At 59.9% G+C, this 21,573-nt stretch carries 16 protein-coding genes and 1 pseudogene; 6 read left to right on the top strand and 11 right to left on the bottom strand.

The window, feature by feature from the left end; genetic code table 11:
• Window positions 1–202: 202 nt before the first annotated feature.
• Window positions 203–1,705: an IS5 family transposase gene (locus FFS10_RS10430; RefSeq protein ID WP_349654582.1), complete on the bottom strand. Its 1,503-nt coding sequence runs from the start codon at window positions 1,703–1,705 to the stop codon at window positions 203–205.
• A 229-nt stretch (window positions 1,706–1,934) separates the two neighbouring features.
• On the opposite strand from FFS10_RS10430, the gene FFS10_RS10425 reads away from it, so the two are divergent.
• Window positions 1,935–2,558, top strand: coding sequence for a tyrosine-type recombinase/integrase (locus FFS10_RS10425; protein ID WP_003052404.1), 624 nt, complete (start codon window positions 1,935–1,937; stop codon window positions 2,556–2,558).
• Between the two features lie 359 nt (window positions 2,559–2,917).
• A complete protein-coding gene (locus tag FFS10_RS10420) occupies window positions 2,918–5,833 on the top strand; it encodes a Tn3-like element IS1071 family transposase (RefSeq protein WP_137894243.1) in 2,916 nt (971 codons plus the stop codon).
• Window positions 5,834–5,949: 116 nt separating this feature from the next.
• Here FFS10_RS10420 and FFS10_RS10415 read toward each other — a convergent pair whose 3' ends face one another.
• A complete protein-coding gene (locus tag FFS10_RS10415) occupies window positions 5,950–8,829 on the bottom strand; it encodes a Tn3 family transposase (RefSeq protein WP_171016130.1) in 2,880 nt (959 codons plus the stop codon).
• Between the two features lie 494 nt (window positions 8,830–9,323).
• A complete protein-coding gene (locus FFS10_RS10410; protein ID WP_137894239.1) occupies window positions 9,324–10,310 on the bottom strand; it encodes a fumarylacetoacetate hydrolase family protein in 987 nt (328 codons plus the stop codon).
• Between the two features lie 159 nt (window positions 10,311–10,469).
• Here FFS10_RS10410 and FFS10_RS10405 point away from each other — a divergent pair, with 159 nt between their 5' ends.
• Entirely contained in the window at window positions 10,470–11,192 is a 723-nt protein-coding gene (locus tag FFS10_RS10405; protein ID WP_137894237.1) for a hypothetical protein, read from the top strand.
• A gap of 78 nt (window positions 11,193–11,270) precedes the next feature.
• Entirely contained in the window at window positions 11,271–12,521 is a 1,251-nt protein-coding gene (locus tag FFS10_RS10400; protein WP_137894235.1) for a thiolase family protein, read from the top strand.
• Window positions 12,522–12,526: 5 nt separating this feature from the next.
• Here FFS10_RS10400 and FFS10_RS10395 read toward each other — a convergent pair whose 3' ends face one another.
• The 4 genes from FFS10_RS10395 to FFS10_RS10380 form a co-directional block, all read right to left on the bottom strand.
• Window positions 12,527–13,087, bottom strand: a complete 561-nt coding sequence (locus tag FFS10_RS10395) for a carboxymuconolactone decarboxylase family protein (RefSeq protein ID WP_137894233.1) — start codon at window positions 13,085–13,087, stop codon at window positions 12,527–12,529.
• 59 nt (window positions 13,088–13,146) lie between these two features.
• Window positions 13,147–13,659 (bottom strand): MarR family winged helix-turn-helix transcriptional regulator, encoded by a 513-nt coding sequence (locus tag FFS10_RS10390; protein ID WP_171016131.1) that lies wholly within the window; start codon window positions 13,657–13,659, stop codon window positions 13,147–13,149.
• Window positions 13,660–13,737: 78 nt separating this feature from the next.
• Entirely contained in the window at window positions 13,738–14,706 is a 969-nt protein-coding gene (locus FFS10_RS10385) for a Bug family tripartite tricarboxylate transporter substrate binding protein (protein ID WP_137894229.1), read from the bottom strand.
• Between the two features lie 26 nt (window positions 14,707–14,732).
• Window positions 14,733–15,710: a Bug family tripartite tricarboxylate transporter substrate binding protein gene (locus tag FFS10_RS10380; RefSeq protein WP_137894227.1), complete on the bottom strand. Its 978-nt coding sequence runs from the start codon at window positions 15,708–15,710 to the stop codon at window positions 14,733–14,735.
• Window positions 15,711–15,915: 205 nt separating this feature from the next.
• On the opposite strand from FFS10_RS10380, the gene FFS10_RS10375 reads away from it, so the two are divergent.
• Together FFS10_RS10375 and FFS10_RS10370 are read left to right on the top strand one after the other, a co-directional pair.
• Window positions 15,916–17,472: a class I adenylate-forming enzyme family protein gene (locus FFS10_RS10375; protein WP_137894225.1), complete on the top strand. Its 1,557-nt coding sequence runs from the start codon at window positions 15,916–15,918 to the stop codon at window positions 17,470–17,472.
• Window positions 17,473–17,477: 5 nt separating this feature from the next.
• Window positions 17,478–18,278 carry an SDR family NAD(P)-dependent oxidoreductase gene (locus FFS10_RS10370; protein WP_137894223.1) on the top strand — a complete coding sequence of 267 codons (801 nt, stop codon included), beginning with the start codon at window positions 17,478–17,480 and terminating at the stop codon, window positions 18,276–18,278.
• 142 nt (window positions 18,279–18,420) lie between these two features.
• Here the strand turns inward: FFS10_RS10370 and FFS10_RS10365 are convergent, their stop codons facing one another.
• From FFS10_RS10365 to FFS10_RS10355, 4 genes and pseudogenes are all read right to left on the bottom strand, one after another.
• Window positions 18,421–19,386: a PDR/VanB family oxidoreductase gene (locus FFS10_RS10365; RefSeq protein WP_137894221.1), complete on the bottom strand. Its 966-nt coding sequence runs from the start codon at window positions 19,384–19,386 to the stop codon at window positions 18,421–18,423.
• Window positions 19,383–19,721, bottom strand: a complete 339-nt coding sequence (locus tag FFS10_RS23660; RefSeq protein WP_283957657.1) for an AMP-binding enzyme — start codon at window positions 19,719–19,721, stop codon at window positions 19,383–19,385. Before FFS10_RS23660 ends, FFS10_RS10365 begins: the two co-directional genes overlap by 4 nt.
• 102 nt (window positions 19,722–19,823) lie before the next feature.
• Window positions 19,824–20,276: pseudogene (locus FFS10_RS23655) on the bottom strand (AMP-binding protein); the annotation flags it as partial.
• A 153-nt stretch (window positions 20,277–20,429) separates the two neighbouring features.
• Window positions 20,430–21,491, bottom strand: a complete 1,062-nt coding sequence (locus FFS10_RS10355) for a tyrosine-type recombinase/integrase (RefSeq protein WP_137894216.1) — start codon at window positions 21,489–21,491, stop codon at window positions 20,430–20,432.
• Window positions 21,492–21,573: the final 82 nt, after the last annotated feature.

Here is a 21,573-nt window from a genome sequence, read left to right as displayed (position 1 = left end):
CCAGCATCACCATTGCAGGCCTCAGACGGGGTCAATTCGCACAAACAAACAAGGCTGCGAGCTGCGTCTGACTCGCGCGGGCTCCCCGCGAGTTGTCACACGGCCTCGCCGCGAAGCAGACATTTGCAACGGCTGGACGGATGACAGCTGTTGGCCGGCTACGGCACTTTAAAGATAAGCCAGTTAGTCGGCCCTGATTTATTCAGATTGACGCCCAGGCCAAGCGAGGGGCTGACCTGCTGAGTGCATGGTCAAGCGGCTTGCGCAGCATCCGAGACCAGTTCGGCGATAGGCTCGCGACCTCGCACAGGCGCAAATAGACCAGTTGCAGGAAGGCCACCCCCTTCCTTGCGATCATGCGCAGCAGCCAACGGATGTTGTAGCCCGCCGCGCACAGCACCGCGTGCAGCCGGTCGCCAGTTTCACCCTTGAGGTGGCAGCGATCCATCCGATGGTCGGCCTTGAGGTGGCCAATGATGGGTTCGATGGCCTGGCGCCGCTTGAGCAGCTTTCTCTCCCGTTCGCTGATCCGCTTGGCCTTGCCCCGGTGCACGATGTGCACGCCAGGCAAGTCCGCATCCACGCCCCGGTAACCCAGATCCACGAAGGCCGTCGCCGGTTTTGTCGCACTGTCCTGCATCAGGATCGTGGCCTGCTCGAGCTGCTCGGCCAAGGTGTGCCCGTCATACGGGTTGCCGTGGAAGGCCCGTGCGCCCACGATCAGGTTGCCGTGCAGCGTGCTGGCAATGCCCACCTTCACCCCGAACTCGTAAGGCGTTCTCGCCTTGCCCTTGCTGATGCAGTCCACCTCGGGCGCGTGCCAGGCGTAGAGCTTGGGCTGTCCATCCGCCGCTTTGCGTTGGCCGCTCTGGCACACGATGCGCCGGGCCTTGTTCAAAGTCTCAGCGAGCGCCTCCCGCACAGCTTGCCCGATGGCAGTGGCCTTGCGGTCAATCTCGCGCTGCAGGCGAGCGACGATGGTGCGCTGGCGCTTGATGGCCCGGCGCATGCGCTTGAACTGGCGGGCATGTGCGTATCTTCCAGCCTTGCGGCCCAGCTCCTTGCCCTCTTTGGCAAAGGTCTGCTTCAGATCGACCCCGGCGTCCTTGGCCGCCTCCACCAGCTTGGCGCGCGCAGTCTCCAGCAAGCGGCTGTCGGTGGGGTGGGCAATCGCCTTGTGTTGCACCGTGCTGTCCACGATCACGCGGGCGAGCTCCTGCGGTTTGATCAGCTTGAGGTTCACGGCCACGTTGATGGTTTGCGCCAACAGTTCCTCCACGCCTTCCTCAGCCAGGAGCTGACGGAACTTGATCAGGGTGGTGGCATCGCAGGGGCGGCGGTGTTCAAAGTACGCCTGGCCCGAGAAGAACTGCCACGTTGGCGTCTCGCCCCAGCGCTCAACGACGCCCTCGTCGGACTCGTTGAAGGCGTGCTTGAGGTACAGCAGCGCGATCATGATGCGCAGCGGCACACGGGGGCGCCCTGCATTGCTGGGAACAGCGGCACGCTGCACCTGCTCGCCGAAGAGATCCAGGTCGGGCATGGCCACACCGGCGCGGCCTCTGCGAGAGAAGACCTGCGCCACCCGTGCTTCGATCTCCTGCCAGGGCATGCGCGAGGCCAGCACGGCCAGCGGATGGCGCAGGTCGATCATGTGATCGATGCGCGAACGGAAGAAATCATCGGTGGCGGGGCAGGCAAACAGCACGGCAGAACTCCCAGAAAACAGCCTCTATTGGAATTCAAACCGGGAGTTCCGGCCATCCGCAATCACCCCAAAGTCCAGTGCCTACGCGGGCTCTGGGGATTCTTCAGGGACGACCAGTTAGCAGTCGTTCGCCAGCGAATTCATTGAGCTGATGCTCTGCCAGTGCATCGACTTTCTGGCCAATCAAGCGCATTGTGGTACTCCCTCAACTCAATGGGAGACCATCATGGAATCCGTCACCAGCGCTATCCATCGCGAGCCGTGGAACAAGGGGAAAATCGTGGGCCAAAAGTCCCCGTTCAAGGTCAAAGACATCTGGGCACTGCGTGTGCGACTACAGATGGAGCACCGAATCCGGGAGCTTGCACTTTTCAACCTGGGTATCGACAGCAAATTGCGGGGCTGTGACCTCGTGGCGTTGAAGGTCAGAGACGTTTGCCACGGCGATCAGATGGCGACACGCGCCATCGTTATGCAACACAAAACGCAGCGGCCTGTGCAATTTGAAATCACATCAACGACACGAGATGCCCTGCAGGCATGGATCAAGCATGCGGAGCTGAAATCCGATAGCTTTTTGTTCCCAAGCAGGATCCACAGATCCCCTCATCTGGGAACACGTCAGTACGCCCGTATCCTAGCCCACTGGGTGGATGAGCTAGGGCTGGAGCGCGCAAGCTATGGTACCCATTCGATACGAAGAACCAAGCCCACGCTGATCTATCGACGAACCAAAAACCTGCGTGCCGTTCAGTTGCTGCTTGGGCACTCCAAGCTGGAGTCGACCATCCGGTATCTCGGCATAGAGGTTGACGATGCGTTGGAGATTTCCGAGCAAACCGAAATTTGAAGCAAGCTTACGGTCGTGCTGCCCTTGTCATGAACTAGGCTGCACGACTTGAGCGGCTGCTTTACGGCAAAGGCGCGGAATGACACTCCCGGCCAATCGCGGACACTCTCCGAAGCTCGACGATCGGCTGTTTGAAACATAAAGCGGCCGTTAGGAACTCCACCTGAGCGAGCGCGACTCCCGTGGTCACTTGGGCAGTGACCAAGGGTATTTCGGGGTCTCCTCGTTTTCAGTGCAATAAGTGACGGTACGCAAAGCTAGCACTGGCGCGGGGGTGGTCTGGGTAGACCGTTGATTTCATTGACTTTCCTGTTCGCTTTGTAAACGGGTATGGTGGCCTCCCACTTTTGAGGTTCACGATGCAGGGTTGGCACACAACGTTTTTGGGGATGCGTGGGCTCCCCCGCGATATCAGCGACTTCGAGATGAAGGCATTTTTCACCTTCGATGGTGCCGAGCGCGACGCAATCAATGCACGCCGAGGTGATTCCCACAAGCTTGGTCTGGCGCTCCATATTGGTTTCCTGCGCATGAGTGGGCGTTTGCTCGGTGCCTTTCGGGTAATTCCAGTAGCCTTGTGGCGCCACCTTGGCAACGAGCTTGGCATTGCAGCACCAGAAGTCGCCTCGCTGAGAGCCATGTATGAACGCGGGCGCACGCTATTCGATCACCAACAAGTAGCCTGCACGGTCCTTGGATTCCAGTGGATGAGCGAGCACCAGCGCCGCTCACTGGTACGTGAATTGCGCGACGGAGTGGCGCGCTGCGCCGACCGCGATCAGCTACTCGTGCGGGCGCGTCAATGGCTGTACAAGAACAAGCTGGTGATCGTGCACGAGCGGGCAATTCGGACACTGATTGCGGCGGCACTTGCCCAGCTTGAAGTTGAAACAGGCACCGCCATCGCCGCCGGCGTTGATCCAGCAACACTTGAGCGCTGGCGAGCTTCAGTGTCAGAGCTGCGCCCAGATGGACAAACCCAGCAGAGTTGGCTATGGGCTGCACCGGCGAAACACTCAACCCGCCAAATCAGCGAGGTACTGGAGCGCATCGACCTGCTTTACACGCTGGACGTTCATAAGCACCTGGCAGACATCCCCGATCTCATCTTGCGCCGCTACGCGCGCCGACTTGTCTCCAGGCCGCCCTCAGCCGGAGCCAAGATCAAAGAGCCAGCGCGCACCGTGGAGGTCGCATGCTTTCTTCGGTATTGCCTGTTCACCACCACAGACCAGTTGATCCTTATGGTGCAGCGCCGGATCGCCGATCTGTGGCGTCAGGCTGCCGCCGATGTCCCCGCTACCGTCAATTGGGCCGCAATGTACAAAACGCTGCTCGGCGAACTTGTTGCCTTGAGCGCGCAAGGTGCGGTGCCAGATGCTGAGTTGCGTGCCCGTCTTGAAGCCTTGATCACCGAAACCCAGAAACGCAAACCACCGAGCAGGGCCTCCCTGGTCCGCGAGGGATTGATTGATGGAATTCGCCCCGTGCGGTCGTTGCTCGTCGCCATTGCAAAGCTGCCCTGGCAGGCCACCGGCGAGCATCCTGCCATCGAGTACCTTGCCAAGCTGCAAGCTTTATATCTCAAAGGATCCAGAAAGCTGCCAGTTGAAGTGGTGGCACCAAGTCTGGGAATGATCTGGCAGGTTTCGATCTCCAGCCCAGACCGGGAACGGGCGTTTCAGGCGTTGGAGGTGGCCACCCTGTTTGCCCTGCGCCGCGCGGTGCGCAATGGCTCGGTCTGGATTGAGCACAGCCTGAGCTTTCGGGGTCGTGCGCGCTTGTTCTTCACGGACGAGCGTTGGCAGGCAGAGTCCAAGAAACACTATGCCCGTCTATCGTTACCCAGCAAGGCTGCCACTTTCTTGAAGCCTTTGCTGGCCAGAGTAACTGCCGGTGTCGATGCGGTGGCCGCTGCAGCCCGCAGTGGCGTACTGCGCGTGGATGATGAACTCCATTTGTCGCCATTGCCCGCAGAGGACGAAGACCCAGAAGTGACCAAGCTGCGCGCGGCTTTGGATCACCGCATCGGTGAGGTTCAATTGCCGGAAGTGATTCTGGCCGTTGACGCCCAGGTGCGCTTTAGCTGGATCATGCTCGGACGTGAGCCGCGCTCTACCGACGAGCTGCTGATGGTCTATGCCGGCATCATGGCCCACGGCACCAGTCTGACTGCGGTCGAATGCGCGCGCATGATTCCGCAATTGTCTGCCACCAGCATTCGCCAGGCCATGCGCTGGGCGCGGGACGAACGGCGTCTGAGCCAGGCCTGCCAGGCTGTGCTGGAATTCATGCAGCGACACCCGATTGCCGCCACCTGGGGGCGGTCCGATTTGGCATCTTCTGACATGATGAGCATGGAGACCACCAAACGGGTGTGGCAAGCCCGGCTTGATCCTCGGCGCAACACACCTTCCATTGGAATCTACTCCCATGTAAAAGACCGGTGGGGCATCTTCCATGCGCAGCCCTTTGTGCTCAATGAGCGCCAGGCGGGCGTGGCCATTGAAGGTGTCATCCGCCAAGAAAAGCTGGAGACCAGCCAGCTTGCTGTGGATACCCATGGCTACACCGACTTTGCCATGTCACATGCCCGTTTGCTTGGTTTTGATCTTTGCCCGCGGTTGAAGGAACTCAAACAGCGCCACCTCTTTGTGCCACGCGGCACCAAAGTGCCCGCAGAAATCGCTGCGGTGTGCGAAGCCAATGTCGACGTCGCTTTGATCGAAAAGCATTGGGATAGTCTGGTGCACCTGGCAGCCTCGGTCATGAGCGGACATGCCAGTGCGGTGGCAGCTCTTGCGCGGTTCGGTTCTGCAGCCCAGGGCGATCCAATCTATGAGGCTGGCGTGCAATTGGGGCGGTTGCTGCGTACGGCGTTTTTGGCTGACTACTTTGTCAAGGACGCTTTCAGGAACGAGTTGCGCCGGGTGCTCAATCGGGGCGAGGCTGTTAACGCCCTCAAGCGCGCCATTTATACCGGCCGGATCAGCCCGGCGCAGGCCAAACGTGTCGATGAAATGCAGGCTGTGGCCGATGCGTTGAGCCTGATGGCCAACATCGTGATGGCGTGGAATACCTCACAGATGCAGGCGGTCCTGGATCGCTGGTCGAACCGCCGCCAGGTCATTCCACCGGAACTGATCGGGAAGATTGCGCCCACCAGGCTGGAGAGCATCAACTTGCGGGGTGTGTTTCGCTTCCCGGTTGACCGCTATGCTGACCAAATCCTGCCTTCGCGGCCAAATGCATCGATAACTGGCACCAATGGATGAAACCGACCACGGTTTGACGCCACGAATCGCAGATTTGAAAGTGAACAGGAAAGTCAATGAAATCAACGATCTACCAACACCACCTCCGCGCCAGTGCTAGCTTTTCGTACCGTCACTTATTGCACTGAAAACGAGGAGACCCCAAAGTGCACCGGCCCGATGCGCCGAATCCAGTGGTCCTCGATGGGGTGCTTGATCGCCTTCCAGCGGTCCACGACATCCTGCATCTTCATGGTGTTCCAGGCGATCACAACGTTGGTCAGCAGGGTGTGGGACGTCGAGATGGTGCGCAGTTCATCGGCGCGGCGGCCACGCGAGACGCCCACACGCCCGTGGTACACGGCGCGCTGCAGTTGATGGATGGACTCGCCGCGGTTCAGCAGGGCGTGCATCTCGCGGCGGAACTCAGGAATGGTGAAGTAGTCGCACAGAAAGACGGTGCGCAAAAGCTTTCCCAGCTCGTCTGCGGCCGCGTGCACAGGATCCCCCCGGGCGGCGCTGCCCAGGCGGGCGATGGCTTCTGCGGCCGTGAGGCGGCCCTGGCGGATGGAGGCGATCAGGCGCAGCAGCTCCATCCAGCCGGCACGGATCTTTCGCAGCGAGACCTTGCCCACGACCAACCGCTCCAGTGATTCGGGGGGCGCGTCGCCCCAGGCCATGAACATCTTGCGCTCCGACAACTGGCGCAAGCGAACACACAGATCGAAGCCAAGCAGCTTGGCGATCGCCATGGCTGCGTTGGTGTAGCCATGGGTGTCGACGGCCAGCAGGGACAGGCGGATCTGGTCCTCACGCCGAGTGCAGTTGTGTGCTTCGACGCCATGCACCGCTGGCGCGGCCTGCCGGTCGTTGATGACGATGGGCTGGTCGTGAAACAGCGCCCAGGTGTCCAGCATGTGCACATAGATGCCCACCCCATGCTGTTTGCGGCGGTACTCCATGCGCGCCGAGTGCAGGTGCCGCGAGGTATCGAGCGTCATCGAATCGGAGGATGCCTTGTCGCCCTGGCCCCAGAGCATCGCGATCGGCATGCTCTGCTGAAAATCAATGATGCGTGTGTTGGCCTCCCGCAGGCGGCCGCTGGCCTCCAAGGCGCGCATGGCCATGGTAATCTGAGAGACTTGCAGGCCGGGGATCATGGCGCATACCCCCTTGGCGTTGTTCTCCGTCCCATGCGCGTACAGGGCGCCGTACACCGCCTTCAGCTCACCAATATCCTTGGCCATACGGCCCAGCAGCGCTTGGCTGAAGCGGGTTTTGGCATCAATCTCAACGAGCATGTTCCCGAACTGGGCGCCGCCGATCATGTTGAACATGCTTTCGCGGGTCTTCGTGACCTGGGGTTCGACTTCAAGCGCCTGGATGGGTGCGATGCTGATGTGTCCCTGGTTGTCGATGGTGAGCGCGCCTTCCTCGACAGCTTTGGCGAGTTGGGCCAGGCCGGCGTCGACGCGCTCCAACACCCGCTCCAGGAACTTGTAGGGATCGTCGGTGAGGCTGAGCGCCCGGATGAGCGACATGTTCTTTTGCGCCCATTCCGGCTCAGACATCAGTTGATCGGCGCGACTGCGGTGTCTGCCGCTGTGCGCCAGCCAGAGCTTTCCGCCTTTGATGGCCTTGCGCAGTGCCGTTGCTGCACTGACCTTCAGTGCAGCAAGCGCGAGCTTGCGGTCTGGGCTCTGCAACAACAGATGCCAGCCGGGGTCGGCAAAAGAAACGTCGAGTCCCTCAGGCAGGCTGGTTGCACCCCGTTTGGCCAGATCGCGCAGCAACTTGAGTTGCCTCAGCGCCTTGTCCGACGCCTCGCCTCTGATCTCCAGGATGCCCAGTGAGTTGAGGAGCGCTGAGACACGCGGTGCCTCTTCCTTCACCAGTGCTTCGCGAACCAACTGGGCACGCGTGCCTGCGAAGTCGGGCTCGTTTTGCGGCACAAGTTTGCGCATCGCGGCGACGATTTGCTCGGCGGTCAATTTCTTGTCGTAGAGGACCTCTTTGAGCTCCACCCGCTCAGCGCGTAAATCGACGGAGCTGTCGGCTTGCTTCTTGAGCACCTTGCCGGAAGCCTTGCGGTAGAGATCGGTGAGGCGTCGCGCACCCATCTCCGCAGCCAGGTCGGTCTGCTCAAGCAAAGTGACGTGCAGGAATGAGACCATCTCCAACTCGCGCTGTTCGGGGGACAGGTTCTTTGTTGCTGATGGTGTTCGATTGACCACCTCCTGGCTGTAGGCCTTTAACCGGTTCAGCGCAATCGCCGACAGCTTCCATTCGTGGACATGCAATGCCTTCAGGCACTCGATTTTCTTGGTGACCTCGCTCAGGGTGAGCTGGCCATGCTTGCCCGGTGGCGTTCGCAGCCAATCCAGCACGGTGTGCCCACCCGGTCCAGATCGTTTTGAGAACGTGTGCAAAAGCGCCCTGTGGATGTGCTCGCGCGGCACGCCTATGCGAATCGTTTCGAGCGCCGCATTCTCCTGGTCGGCAAATGCCGTGCGGGCCATGTCCCTGAGGTTTCGATCGCCAGGCAGCACGAGGCGGCGGTCGAAAAGCCAGTGCTCCGACTGATGCACAAGATCGTTCACCGAAACCGCAGTGGTGGCAAGCTCGCGCAGGGCATCGGCAAGCAGTGCTTTTGTGGTGTCGTCCACAACCGCGAAGCCAACGCGTTGCCGTGCCCAAAGCTGATGCTCGAAGCGGGTGGCCCGGTCCTTGTACAGCGACGTCACGGATGCGATGTCCGTCGCGCTCATGCCCAGTGTTGATGTCAGGTGCCGCAGCAGCACGGGTGGCAGGCCTGAGAGGGCATCTGGGTGTCGTCCAGTGGCGCGCAGCATTACCAGTTGAACGGCCGCGCCAAGCCGAGCTGTACCCCGGAAGCGGGGCGGGCGAAGCTCGTGGATGTCTTCAGCGCTCAGTCCAAAGCATTCTTCGACCTCGCGCCTGGACAGAGACTTGGGAAGGGTGTCGGATCCGACAAAACGCAGATAGAAGCCTGGCAAGCTGGTTCTCCCCATGGCCTGCGCAGTTCCAAGCCTTGTTGGAGTCTACGGAATTGTTCTCGTTGGTTCCAGAAGGTTTGAGCGAATGCGGGTTAACCCTCGGCTGCTAACCCGACTTTCCGCACCGAAATTGAGATCACCCCATCAAGTAACGCGAGCACAGCAGTCAGCCCAAGCATTGCGGATGTGGTCTACGTTAACGACAGCGTCAAGAGGCCGTCGTCATTGACTCCACCCACTTCCGCTGCTTTCCGGCAAGGCCTGGCTTTTCGCTTGCGCATAGTGTGAGCCAATTGCCAGCCTCTTATCGTCCAAACCAAAGGAAGTGGCGAACCTGGACCGTGACCGTTCATTCATACGCTGTATTTTCTCAATACACTGAATATATGGATGCTGCAGGCGCCTTCTTTCCCAGCAGTTCGCCAAACTGGAGGACGCGTTCCGTGCGGCCGAGCCAGTTGCTGCCGACGGTTTTCTGGAAGTCCATTTGTAACCTAGCCAATGATGTTCTGAAGACTGCCAAGCTTTTCGATACGCATCTCCACAATGTCCCCTCTACTCAGACGAATGTTCGCGTCTAGCGCGGAGCCGCCAGGGAATGCCCCGCTGGTCACCAATTGACCAGGATGCAAGGTCTGACCCTTTGAAAGATAGGACACGAGGTCGGCAAAGCTCCAGGCCATACCGGACGTGTGGTAACCGCTCACGGGTGCGCCGTTCACCTCGAATGACATCCGCAGATCGTGCGGATCCCCAACCTCGTCGGCTGTGACCAGCCAGGGGCCTAGAACATTGCTTTGGTCCGCGTCTTTTCCTTTGGTGGGGCCCAGGCCGAACGCCATTTCACGCAACTGGATTTCGCGATAACTGACGTCGTTGAAGATGGTGAAGCCCACGATGGCTTCGCGAGCCTCATCGATGGAAAGGTCTTTTCCTCCGGTGCCAATCACAGCCGCCATTTCGCACTCGACATCTGTATACGTCGCGTAGGGTGGCCTCGGTATACACGTGCCTGGACCCTCCACAGCATCGGGGTTTGCCTTGTAGTACGCGCGAAGGTCACTTCCAGGCTCAGGGAATTTGAGCATCGTGTAGCCCTTGTCGTTGCTGTCCTCGACGTGCGCGCGCCATGTGATGAAGCATGCGATGCCTGGAGGCCGCGGAATGGGCGCGAGCAAGCGCGCGCAATTCGGTGCGTGAATTACCGAAACACCGCCACTCGTCGCCTCCTGCCCACTCTTGCGCACGTGTGCCACTGCTTCTCGAACCCACTGGATCGCCTCGGCGCCAGATCCAATCAGTTGCAACATGTCAGCTGGGACCTGGGCTTCGCCCACCCGTCGAGCGGCTGGCGAAGGCAACGTATTCTCAAGCAATGCGATACGGGCAGCTGTCGCATCGACGATGCCTTCTTCGACCACCACACCGACCCGGCGCAGCTCACCCAGAGGCGATGCAAGAGCAAAAGTGCAGAGTTTCATTAGGGATTCTCAGGGGTTTGCGTTGCGCACACAATTCATACAATCTCATTGTGGCATATGGCTCTCGCCGCGTCACATGTTGACCACATTTCGAGGGATTGGATTTGTATGGGCACTTGTATTGGCCTTGTCGAGGACGCTCGGTCCGCTGGACGTCGCATGCGATTCGATGAAGGAAACTTCCGTGGAGAGGCAGATTTTCTCTTCGAGACCTCACCGGGTGAACCGCCCGGTCCGCAAGCCCTGATTGCACGTCAGGCGGCGGGCTGGTCACTGCCCGTTCACTTTCACCTGCAGCACCAGTTCCAGGTCGTTCTGCGCGGATCAGGAACGCTAGGGTCACATATTCTGCAGCCTGGTAGCGTGCACTACACATCGCCTCAGTCGGGCTATGGCCCTACGCGGGCTGGCGAAGAAGGACTCGACTACTTCACGCTTCGCGTTCTCACAGAGAAAGGCGCCTGGTACTTGCCAGAGGCTCGCACGGCCATGACCCTCGGCATCTTCAAGGAACAAAAGTGGGCCTCTCTCAACCCGGCGGCTCCTGCTCGTGGATGGCAGACGCTTCTGGAATTGCGAGAGGATGGTTTGGCCGCGTGGGCCTGCACGTCCCAAGCAGGAGAGTCTGTGGCGTGTCCAGAGAAAGATAGCGGAGGCGGTAGATTCTACGTGGTAATACGGGGCAAGTTCAGCGAAGGAACGACCGATCTACCAGAGGAATCGTGCCTGTACTGGGCGCCGCCCGAGGCGGCTCCGCATTTGGTGACGATGGCTTCGAACTCCCTGTTGGTCGTGGTTCAGTTTCCCAGGCAAGCACGGCTCAACGAGGTTCCTGCGGAGTTGCAAGTAGCGCCTTCTCCACGCGGAAAAAAAGTCAATTAACACAAGTTGGTTGTATTATTTGCCGTATCAGACCTCGTCCGTCAATCCGACGGTGAAGGTCGCCATTTGGAGTGCGCGATGTCAGAAGCTGTTTACATTCTTGGAACTTACTCAACCCCATTTCGTCGCTGGCCTGAAAAGGGATTCAAGGAGCTCACCCGTGAGGCATACCTTGGCGCAGTGAAGGACGCCGGGCTTGTCGATCCCCTGTTGATTGAAGCCGCTTGGTTTGGCAACTGCGTGATGCACTACTGGGGTCAACCCATGGTGAGGGGCAATGTCTCCTTCATTCCACTGGTTCGCGAAGGTCTCTTTCGTGATCGCGCGCCGGTGATCAATGTCGAGGGCGCTTGCGCCACGGGCAGTTTGGCACTCAATGGCGCCTACAAGGAAATACGGGCTGGCGATGCCGAAGTGACGGTTGCCGTCGGTGTCGAGAAGCTGTACGACCAGAAGAACCCGTCTGCGATATTGCCCGAGTTTGGCAAGGGAGCGGACCAACTGGACCCGCAGGAGTGGATCCGCCACTACAGCGAGATCGGAGAACGACTGGATCAGCCCTTTGAGATGTCGCCAGATCGATCTGTCGCGATGGACACCTACTCAATGCAAGCAAGGCTTCACATGAAGCTCTATGGCACCACATCCGAGCAAATTGCTGCGGCCTGCGCAAAAAGTCACACCAACGGTAGCCTGAACCCACTGGCCCAGTATCGGTTTGCCATGACAGCCCAGCAGGTCCTGGACGACCGCATGGTCTCAAACCCGCTCACGCGGGCGATGTGCGCACCCGTCGGTGACGGTGCTGCAGCCGCAGTTCTGTGCTCAGAGCGGTTCCTGCAAACACAGCCGGCCAGTGTTCGCGAGCGGGCCGTCAAGATTCGTGCGCTGGCGCTTTCTGGCGGCAAGTACCGGGGAGAGCGAGAGGCAGGTCTGTCCCGAGCCGCGGCGGACAAAGCCTACAAGCAGGCAGGCATCAGCCCTGATCAAGTGAACTTGGCAGAAGTGCATGACGCCACATCGTTTTGTGAGATCTATCAGACGGAAATGATGCGTTTTTGCCCTGATGGCCAAGGCGGGCCCTTCGCGGTTTCTGGTGCGACCGCTATTGACGGCAAGGTTGCCATCAATCCGTCGGGCGGTCTGGTGTCAAAGGGACACCCGATCGGTGCCACCGGTCTTTCCATGTGCCACGAAATCGTCAATCAGTTGCGTGGTGAGGCGGGGGAGCTTCAAGTTCGAAATGCCCGCGTTGGTCTGCAGCAGAATGGAGGGGGCATCATCGGCCTGGAAGAGGCCGTATGTGCGGTGGCGATCTATGAGCGATGATTTCGCTAGTCGTCCCGGGGAGTCATCGACTCAAAGCCAGGCTCCAGCGGCACATCAAACGAGTTGACTATTCGAGCAACGCCGGCATAGAAGCTGGCGGTGACCACGAATTCCGTGACGTGCTCATTGGAGAAGCGCTCAGCAAGTTGAAGCATCGTCGCCTTGGACGCCCCGGTTCCCGCTGCCGTATCGTCGGCTAATGCAAGGACCGCACGCTCGTCGGCATCGAACAGAGCGTTGGTTTGCCAATGGGCAAGTGCCTGAAGCTTTTCCTCGGAGACTCCCTCCTCCTTGGCAATCACCCAGTGGTGCTTCCACTCGTACTCAGCCGCGAGGAGTTGTCCCGAGCGCACAATCATCAGCTCACGCAATGCTGGAGAAATCGTAAGGCGAAAACGTAGGGCACTGGAAAAATCCAGCCAAGGCCCGATCAGTCCAGGAGACCAGCCCAGTAGGCGATACAAGTGCAGGACGGGGGCCCCTTGCCAACGATGACGCAATCTATCGAAGACTGCACTCACTTGTTCAGAGTCCGGCTGTTCGGGAACAAAGGGCAGTGTGGTCATACAGTAGATCTATTCCGATGGCCCATCTATGCACGCCGTCGCCGTTTTTCAGAAGTGACTCAGACGGACTCGGAGGGGTCATCGAGTTCGGTCAGGCGCTGAACCCATCCTCGTCGATCATCATCGAGCATCGCTTCCATCACTTTGAAGTAGCTTTGGAGGTCCCTAGCGCTTACGCTGTCATAACCTCGCTGAATCCGCTCGCGCTGGCCTGCCGAAACAAACTCAAGCAACTTGTCGCCCTTGCGCGAACAGTAGATACGTTTGACTCGACCATCCTCCGCTGAGGCACGCGTCAAGATGTAGCCCTCTTCCACCAATTGCCGAAGCGCGGCCTGGATGTTCTGGTGCTTGACGCAGAGCACCGCCAGAAGCTCACTGACCGTGATGCCTGGGGTGAAATGCGCAAAGTAAAGGATTCGGTGATGCACACGGCCCATGGAACTTGTACCCAGGCGAGCGTCGGCGTCTTCGCCAATGCTGAGCTGCACCATGAAGTGCAACACCAACCCCTTGTGTATCAGTTGCTTTAGCTGATGGGCGGAAGGCTCCAACTGCTTGGAAGTCTTCACGACGTCTGCTTTTTCGGTCTGATTTTTGGGCATGCGGCGTAGTTTAGAGCGAGGAAGCGTTCGCCTCCTTCTGTGGCTTCACTCTAACGCGAGATTTAGAGATTTGGCAATCGGACCCCAGGTTGCGCGGTCGCGCGCAACCCGTTCGGCGAAAGCCTGGTTCGACTCCTCCAGAGGAGCAAAGCCCGCAGCGTCCATGATTTTCCTTACCTCTGGGTCGGCCGCGGCCGACCCGATGAGCTGGCTCATGCGTGCCAAGATGGGCGCGGGTGTTCCCGTCGGCGCATAGACACCGTAGTAAACGGTGGGCGTGAAGTTAAAGCCTTGCTCGCTGACGGTCGGCACATTGGGCATTGCGCGATATCTCTTGTCGCCCAGGATAGCAAGTGGTTTGAGGCGCCCCGCATCTATGTACTGTGCGATGGGTCCGTAGAAAAGCAATGTAGCACTTGCGTCATTGCTCAGGGTCGCCTGCAGCATTTGCGGCACGCCTGGGTACGGCACATTGGTGAGGCTACCATTCATCGTCTTATTGAAAGCGGTCAAGGACAAGTGCGCTGCACTACCGATGCCCCACGTCGCGAAGTTTGCCTTGTCCTTGTTCGACTGCGACCATGCTGCCAGTTCTTTTAAGTTGCTTGCCGGCACGGAGCTGTTGGCGACGAAGGCCAGAATGACCGTTGCTACTGGCGCAACCACGACAAAATCGCGTGCAGGATCGTAAGGGACGGTCTTATACACATGAGGATTGATGGCCATCACGTCAGAGACCGGTAGACAATAGGTATATCCGTCCGGAGGCGCGTTCTTGCACGCCGCAGCGCCGATCATGCCGTTGGCGCCTGCTCGATTCTCAACGACCATAGCCTGTCCAGTCGATTTGCTAAAAGCCTGTGCCATCGCACGCCCCAGGATGTCTCCGCCACCGCCAGCGGGATAAGGAATGATCAATTTCACCGGACGCGATGGAAAGGAGTCTTGTGCGAAGCCGGTTGTGGTCGTTGTAGCGCATGCGGCGGCAATCAACAGAGGGAGGAGGGTTTTCATGGCTTGTGTACTTGAAAGAAAGGCAATCACTGCTTCATGGTTTTCGCCACGCCGGTCATATCGGTCAACTGCCTCCACTTAGGCACCTCCACATCAATCTGACGGGCAAACGCCGCCGTGTTCAGGACGTCGGGTTCGACACCCATAGCGACAAGTTTCGACTGAAACTCGGGGCGTTGGCCAACCTTGACCATTGCTGCGTTCAACTTCTCCACGATGGCATCAGGCGTTCCATGTGGAGCAAGGGTGCCACCCCATGATGTCAGCTCAAAACCTGGCAGCGTTGACTCGGAGATGGTCGGCACGTCCGGCATTGCGCGCGAACGTTGAAGGCCGCTCACGCCCAAGAGCTTCAGTGTCCCTTGTTTTCCATGCGGCAACGCACTGGCCACTGCTGTGAACGTAATGTCGACGTGACCGGCAATCACGTCGGTGAGGGCTTGAGCTCCGCTCTTGTACGGGACGTGTTCTATTCGTGTCCCCGCCATTGAATTGAACAGCGAGAACGCCAGGTGGATAGTGCCTCCCTGTCCGCTGGATGAATATCGCAGCTTGTCCGGATTCGCCTTGGCGTACTCGATCACTTGCTTGACGTTCGAAAAAGGGGAGCTCTTACCGACAACCATCACCAAATGCGCGTTGCTGATCTTGGTGACAGGGCGGAAATCCTTCACCGCATCGTAGGGAAGCGACGCGAATGCGAACTGATTGATGTAGTGCGCGGGCGCGGTGAAGAGGAGGGTATAGCCGTCTGCCACGGCCTTCGCAACTGCGTCGGTTCCGATCACGCCGGACGCTCCGAGACGGTTGTCTACAACGATTGATCCACCAATCTCTTCGCTGACGCCCTCCGCCATCATGCGCGCAGCGAGATCCAACGCGGTTCCCGTTGAGAAAGGAACAACTAGCCTGATCGGCCTGTCAGGAAAGGTGCCTTGCGCCCTGGACAGCAGCGGAGCAATGCCGCCCATCAAAGGCAAGGCGAGGACAGAACGTCTCTTCATACTTAGTCTCCTGTGGGAATGACCCCAAGCGTTAATCGAGCCTAAAGCTCTTCGCAACAGAGTTGAAAAAGGGTTCTCTAAAAGAGCTTCTGGTGGATGATTAAGGCATATATAACAAGTAGCTTGTACCAGTAGTTTCCCCAAGATGCGCCCCCTGCGCGGCTCGATACACTACAAGTTACCTGTAGCATTTTGGACTTCTGCAATGAGACTCATCGACTTCTTCCGGCGCGGCCTTCTGAGTGCGCCCGACCGTATCGCGTTCGTGGATGCGGACGGCAACGGGGCATGCACCTACGCGCAGGTGGATACCTTGGCTGAAAAAATTGCCGCCGGGCTGCATGCGGTAAGCGATGGCGATGCGAACGTTGCTATCTACAGCCCAAACGATCCGCGAGCCTTTTGCGCCATGATCGGGATTTTCAGAGCGGGGCGGCGATGGGTCCCCATCAACATGCGAAACCCGGTGGCCATCAACGCCGCTTTTCTTCGCACAACAAAGTGCACGGTCTTGTTCTTCCATCCATCGCTGGAGGGCCAGGTACGAGAGCTTCGGGACACGGTGCCAACACTGCAACATCTGGTGTGCATAGAGCAGAGCCAGGAAGATTCCATCGGCATGTCCTTTGATAGATTCATTGCCCAGGCAAAGGTGCCGGCGCCAGAGCCCCTGGACGAATCAGGTCGCATCGAAACGGTTTTTCCGACCGGCGGAACCACGGGATTATCCAAAGCCGCCATGTGGACTCAGCGGACATGGGAGTCTGCTATCAAGGCGTTCTGGGCATGCCTGCCTACGGACCGGCCCGCGGTGCACCTGGTTGCAGCGCCCATGACCCACGGCGCAGGTGTTGTCGCACTCATGATGATGGCGGAGGGAGCTACCAATGTGGTCCTTCCATCGGCCGATGCCTTGAGCATCCTTGATGCGATACAACGCCACAAGGTCACGCATTTCTACATTCCCCCGACGGTCTTGTACAACCTCCTGGCCCATCCGCGCGTTCATGAGTTTGACTACAGCTCTTTGCGCTCAATCGTTCTCGCCGCGGCGCCTGTCGCTCCGGCGAAGTTGAAAGAGGCCATGGAGGTGTTTGGCCCTGTCGTCTGTCAGTCATTCGGACAAGCCGAGGCTCCAATGTTTCTAACCTTCCTTGCGACGCGTGACATTACTGACGCACCGGAGGGTAGTGACCGCTGGGCAAGTTGCGGTCGTGCGACGCTTGGGCAGAGGGTTGAGATCATGGGCGATGACGGCGTCATCCTTGCTCCTGGTGAGCGGGGGGAGATCGTTGCTCGGGGCGACTTGGTGTTTGGCGGGTACTACGAGAACCCTGCAGCCAGCGAGGAGGTATCCATGTTCGGTTGGCATCACACGGGAGATGTCGGCTACAAGGACAATCATGGTTTCGTCTATATCGTGGACCGAAAGAAGGACATGATCGTTACAGGCGGCTTCAACGTCTTCAGCGCCGAAGTCGAACACGTCATTGCTGAACACCCCTCTGTGGAAGACTGTGCAGTAATCGGTGTACCTGACGAAAAGTGGGGCGAGGCAGTGAAGGCGGTGATCCAGCTCAAGCCTTCGACGCACGCGACCGAGCAAGAGATTGTCCAGCTTGTGAAATCCGTGCTTGGTTCGGTTCATGCACCCAAGACGGTCGACATTGTTACGAGCCTGCCGCGCAGTCCGAACGGGAAGGTACTCAAGCGCGAGATCCGTGACAAGTTTTGGGCAGGCGCGAACCGCCGCGTGGGGTGAACGCCATGGCTGGAAGACTGGATGGCAAGGTAGTAGTCGTAACCGGCGCGGGCACCCGCGGTGAGGGCGTTGGAAATGGCAAGGCGTGTGCCATTGTTTACGCTCGTGAAGGAGCACGGGTACTTGCTGCGGACATTGATCTGGCTTCTGCGGAGGCCACCGCCCAGCTGATTCAAAACGAAGGTGGCGATTGCTTGGCTTTTCGCGCAGATGTGTCTCGTGCGGACGATTGTCGCGGAATGATCGAGGCGTGCACTTCTCACTTCGGTCGGCTGGACGTTCTGCACAACAACGTCGGCATTACGAACTCGGGCGGTCCCGTGGATTATCCCGAAGATCAGTGGGACCGCATGATGAACATCAACGCGAAAAGCATGTTCCTGACCTCCAAGTACGCATTGCCCCACATGGAGAGACAAGGCTGCGGGTCGATTGTGAATGTGGGATCCATCAATGGGGTGCGAACCATTCCATTTCCAAAGCTGGCATATGCAGCCTCGAAAGCGGCCGTCATTGGTCTGTCGCGAGAGATTGCGATCCAATACGCATCGAAGGGCATCCGTTCTAACGTGGTACTGGTCGGGCTCATCCGCTCCCCGATCGTCGAGCAGAACAACACGGCGCTGTATGGCGGGGATTTGGAGGAGATGTGGCGCAAGCGAGACGCCATGTCTCCCACGGGGCGACAGGGAGAGGTATGGGACATCGCGAGTGCCAGCCTATTCCTGGCATCAGACGAGTCAAAGTACGTCAACGGCGTCGTGCTTCCTGTAGATGGTGGTCTGATCAATATGGTGAAGTTGTAACTATTCAGATCTGGCGCCAGTAGCGCGGCCGGGCTGCCCGCTATAGCCGCCGGCCTTGTGCAGATCGCATTCAGCGCCGAACCCGACTATGGTGAGCGCGCACGCCAGACTGTGCGCAGGGCGGGCTGGCGCGAGGGTGGTATCAGAGGTCCAGCACGAGAGACGGCGATGTGGCGGTTGAGCAGCAGATCATCATTCTGTCGCCCGCGGCCCGCTCGTCTTCGCTCAGGAGCGTGTCGCGGTGCTGGATGCAGCCTTCGAGCACCTCGGTCTCGCAGGCGCCGCACACACCTTCGAAGCACGAGTAGGGGACGTCAATGCCGGCTTCGAGCACCGTCTCGAGGATGGACTTGTTCGGCAACACCTTCAGGGTGCGGCCTTGTCGGGCCAGCACGATCTCGAAGGTCTTGCCGATGGAAGGCACCGGTGTGGCTGCCGCGAAACGCTCGCGGTGCACGCGCGTCGGCGGCCGTTCGCTGCACGCGCGTTCGAACGCGTCCAGCATTGAACCTGGCCCGCAGCAATAGAGGTGCGTGTTCTCATCGGCCGAGGCAATTTGTTGAGCAATGTCGAGCGGCGCACCGCCAGGCTCCAGATCGAAGTGCAGATGCAGCTGGCCTTGGCCCGATGCCGCCAGCTGCTGCAACTCCTCTACAAAGGCCGCGTGCTGACGGGTGCGCGCGCAATAGTGCAAGGTCCAGGCCTGCCCGAGGATTTGCAGGCGGTGCACCATGGCGCGAAACGGTGTGATGCCGATACCGCCCGCGATCATCAGGGTGTGTGGCGCTTGCTCCACCAGCGGGAAGTTGTTGCGCGGCACCGATGCCGTCAGCTGGACGCCCTCGTGCAACGCCTGGTGCACGAAGCGCGACCCACCGCGGCTCGCGGGATCGTCGAGCACGGCGATTTCATAGCGGTTGGTTTCCGACGGTGCGTTGCAGATCGAATAGCTGCGCTTGAGCCCGTCTTGCAGGTGAAGGTCGAGATGGGCCCCGGCTTCAAAGCGCGGCAGTGCGCCGCCGTCGGCGAGCAGTTCGTAGCGCCGGATGCCCTGGGCTTCCTGCCGAACGCGCCCGACGCGCAAGGAGAGGGTGGCGGACGTGCTCATGCGTCGGCGTAGAGGTCGGCGTAGGCCTCTCGGATCTTGAATTTCAATACCTTGCGTCCGACCGTGCGCGGAAACTCGTCCACCAACACCACGCGCTTGGGCGATTCGAAACCGGCCAGCCGCGTGCGGCAGTGCTGCACCAGCGCCAGCGGGTCGACCGAGGTGGCCGGCTTGAGGATGACGAAAGCGGTCACGGCTTCGCCCCAGCGCGCGTGCGGCAAGCCCACCACCGCCGCTTCGGCCACGGCGGGGTGTTCGGTCAACGCGCCTTCCACGCGCACGCTGGAGACGTTTTCGCCGCCGGACTTCACCAGGTCCTTGAAGCGGTCGACCATGACCAGCAGGTGGTCGTCGTCGTACTCGCAACAGTCGCCCGAATGGAACCAGCCCGAGCGCGTGGCGTCGCGCGTGGCGTCGTCGTTGCGGAAGTAGCCGGCGGTGTTGGCGGGCGAGCGGTACACCAGCTCGCCCGGTTTTCCCTTGTCGCGCACCGGGTCCATCAGCTGACCGTTCTCGTCGATGACGGCGGCAGCCAACAAGGGGCTGGCCACGCCGACGAAGTTGCGCTTGGGCGCTTCGGCTTCGAACTTCTCGGCCCAGCGGTCGGGCCAGAAGCGCGTGCAGGCAATCGCTTCGGTCTGGCCGATGCGTCCCGCCAGTTGCACGCCCGGGCCGCACAGCCTTGTCAGCGCAGCGGCGATGGTGGGGCTCATCGCTTTCCAGGCCCAGGAAATCTGGACCACCGAGCGCAGGTCGTAGCGCGCGGTGCTGGTGTCGACCGCTTCGACAAGATCCGCCAGGAACTGCGGCGAGCCGGCCCACAGGCCCGTAACCTTCTCGCGCGTGACCGCCTCGGCCATCAACGCGCCCGAAGGCTTGCGGTGCGGCTTCGATGGTGGCCATGTCGAGCACGCGCTGCACCGACAGCCCCATCGGCCCGCCCGCGCGCACCCGCGCCAGGCTGAGCGCGGTTTTCATCGCCGCGGGAACTCTTGAGACAATCGGCAATTCAGCCGAACAACTACGTGGATGAGTCCCGGCATTTAACTAAGCAAACGTGAGGCTGGGCTCTTGGAGAGCCCGCCCTTGCGCTGATAACCGAGTACTACAGCAACAGATTGATGACCCGTCATCGCCATCGTGTCCGCGAGTGAGACATTTTGCGCAGCGGCTTCCGTCACGAAGCCGCTGCGCAGCGAGTGCGCAGAAAATTCCCCCTCAACCCCCGCCAACAGACACCGCGCCTGAACGATGTCGCGCACCGCCGCTGCGGACAGCGGGCCGCCCAGGTGGCCGCCCTTGAGCACCCGGCGGAAGAGGGCGCCCTCCCGAATCCCGCTGATCAATAGCCAATCTTCCAGTGCTGCACCCGCTGCGCCCAGCACGGGCTTGTGGTTCTCGGGCCGGTCGACGCCGCTCTGGTTGGTTTTCGAGAAGACCAGCTCGTAAGAAAACTCCCCAGGCCCGGTCTTCTTCAAAAACTTCATATCGGCCGCAGCCACCTCCGAACGCCGCCGCCCACCGCTGGCCCAGGCAAAGAGGAGGAGGGCGCGGTCGCGTTTGCCCCTCAATGAATCATCACAGGTGGCCAGCACGAGCTGCAGCGGATCCTTCGTCAGCGCGTCTTTTTTCTTGGGCAACTCGCCACGCTTGGCGTACGCCTTGCGCGTGCGCGAGAGCAGCTCGCGCACCTTGGGGTCCTGACACGGGTTTTTCACGTCACGCATCTGGTGGGCTTTGGAGAGCACCGCCAGGCGGTGCACCAGCGTGTTGTGCGCCATCGGTCCCGTCTTTCCCTTGTAGCCGGCCTCGACCAGGGCGGCGTCGATCTCGGGCGGGAGTTCGTGCACCAGGCCCTTGGGGCTGCTGCGCTGTGCGTGGTCGACGATGAACTGCAGCACGCAGGCCGCTGGCAACGGCAGGCCGATCTGCGCGCCGTAGCGGATCCCATACCAGGCGGCCCAGTAGCGCAGTGCGCTGCGGTAGCTCAGCTGCGTGTTGAGCGATTCCCCCTCGCGCAGCAGGTCGGCCACAGCCTGCGCGGTCACATCACTGAGCTCGTTCGGCTGCAGGGCGGGAGTTTTCTGGAGGATGGGCAGGCGCATGTTCAGGGCAGGGTGACGAATAGAGATTTATCACACATACTATGTATTGGATCATACAGAAAAGAGCGATAACTCACGATAA

This window comes from Ramlibacter sp. 2FC, assembly GCF_005503345.1.
GTDB lineage: Bacteria > Pseudomonadota > Gammaproteobacteria > Burkholderiales > Burkholderiaceae_C > SCMQ01.
Note: the sequence above shows the minus strand (reverse complement) of the source record. Positions and strands in the feature narration are given on the sequence as shown.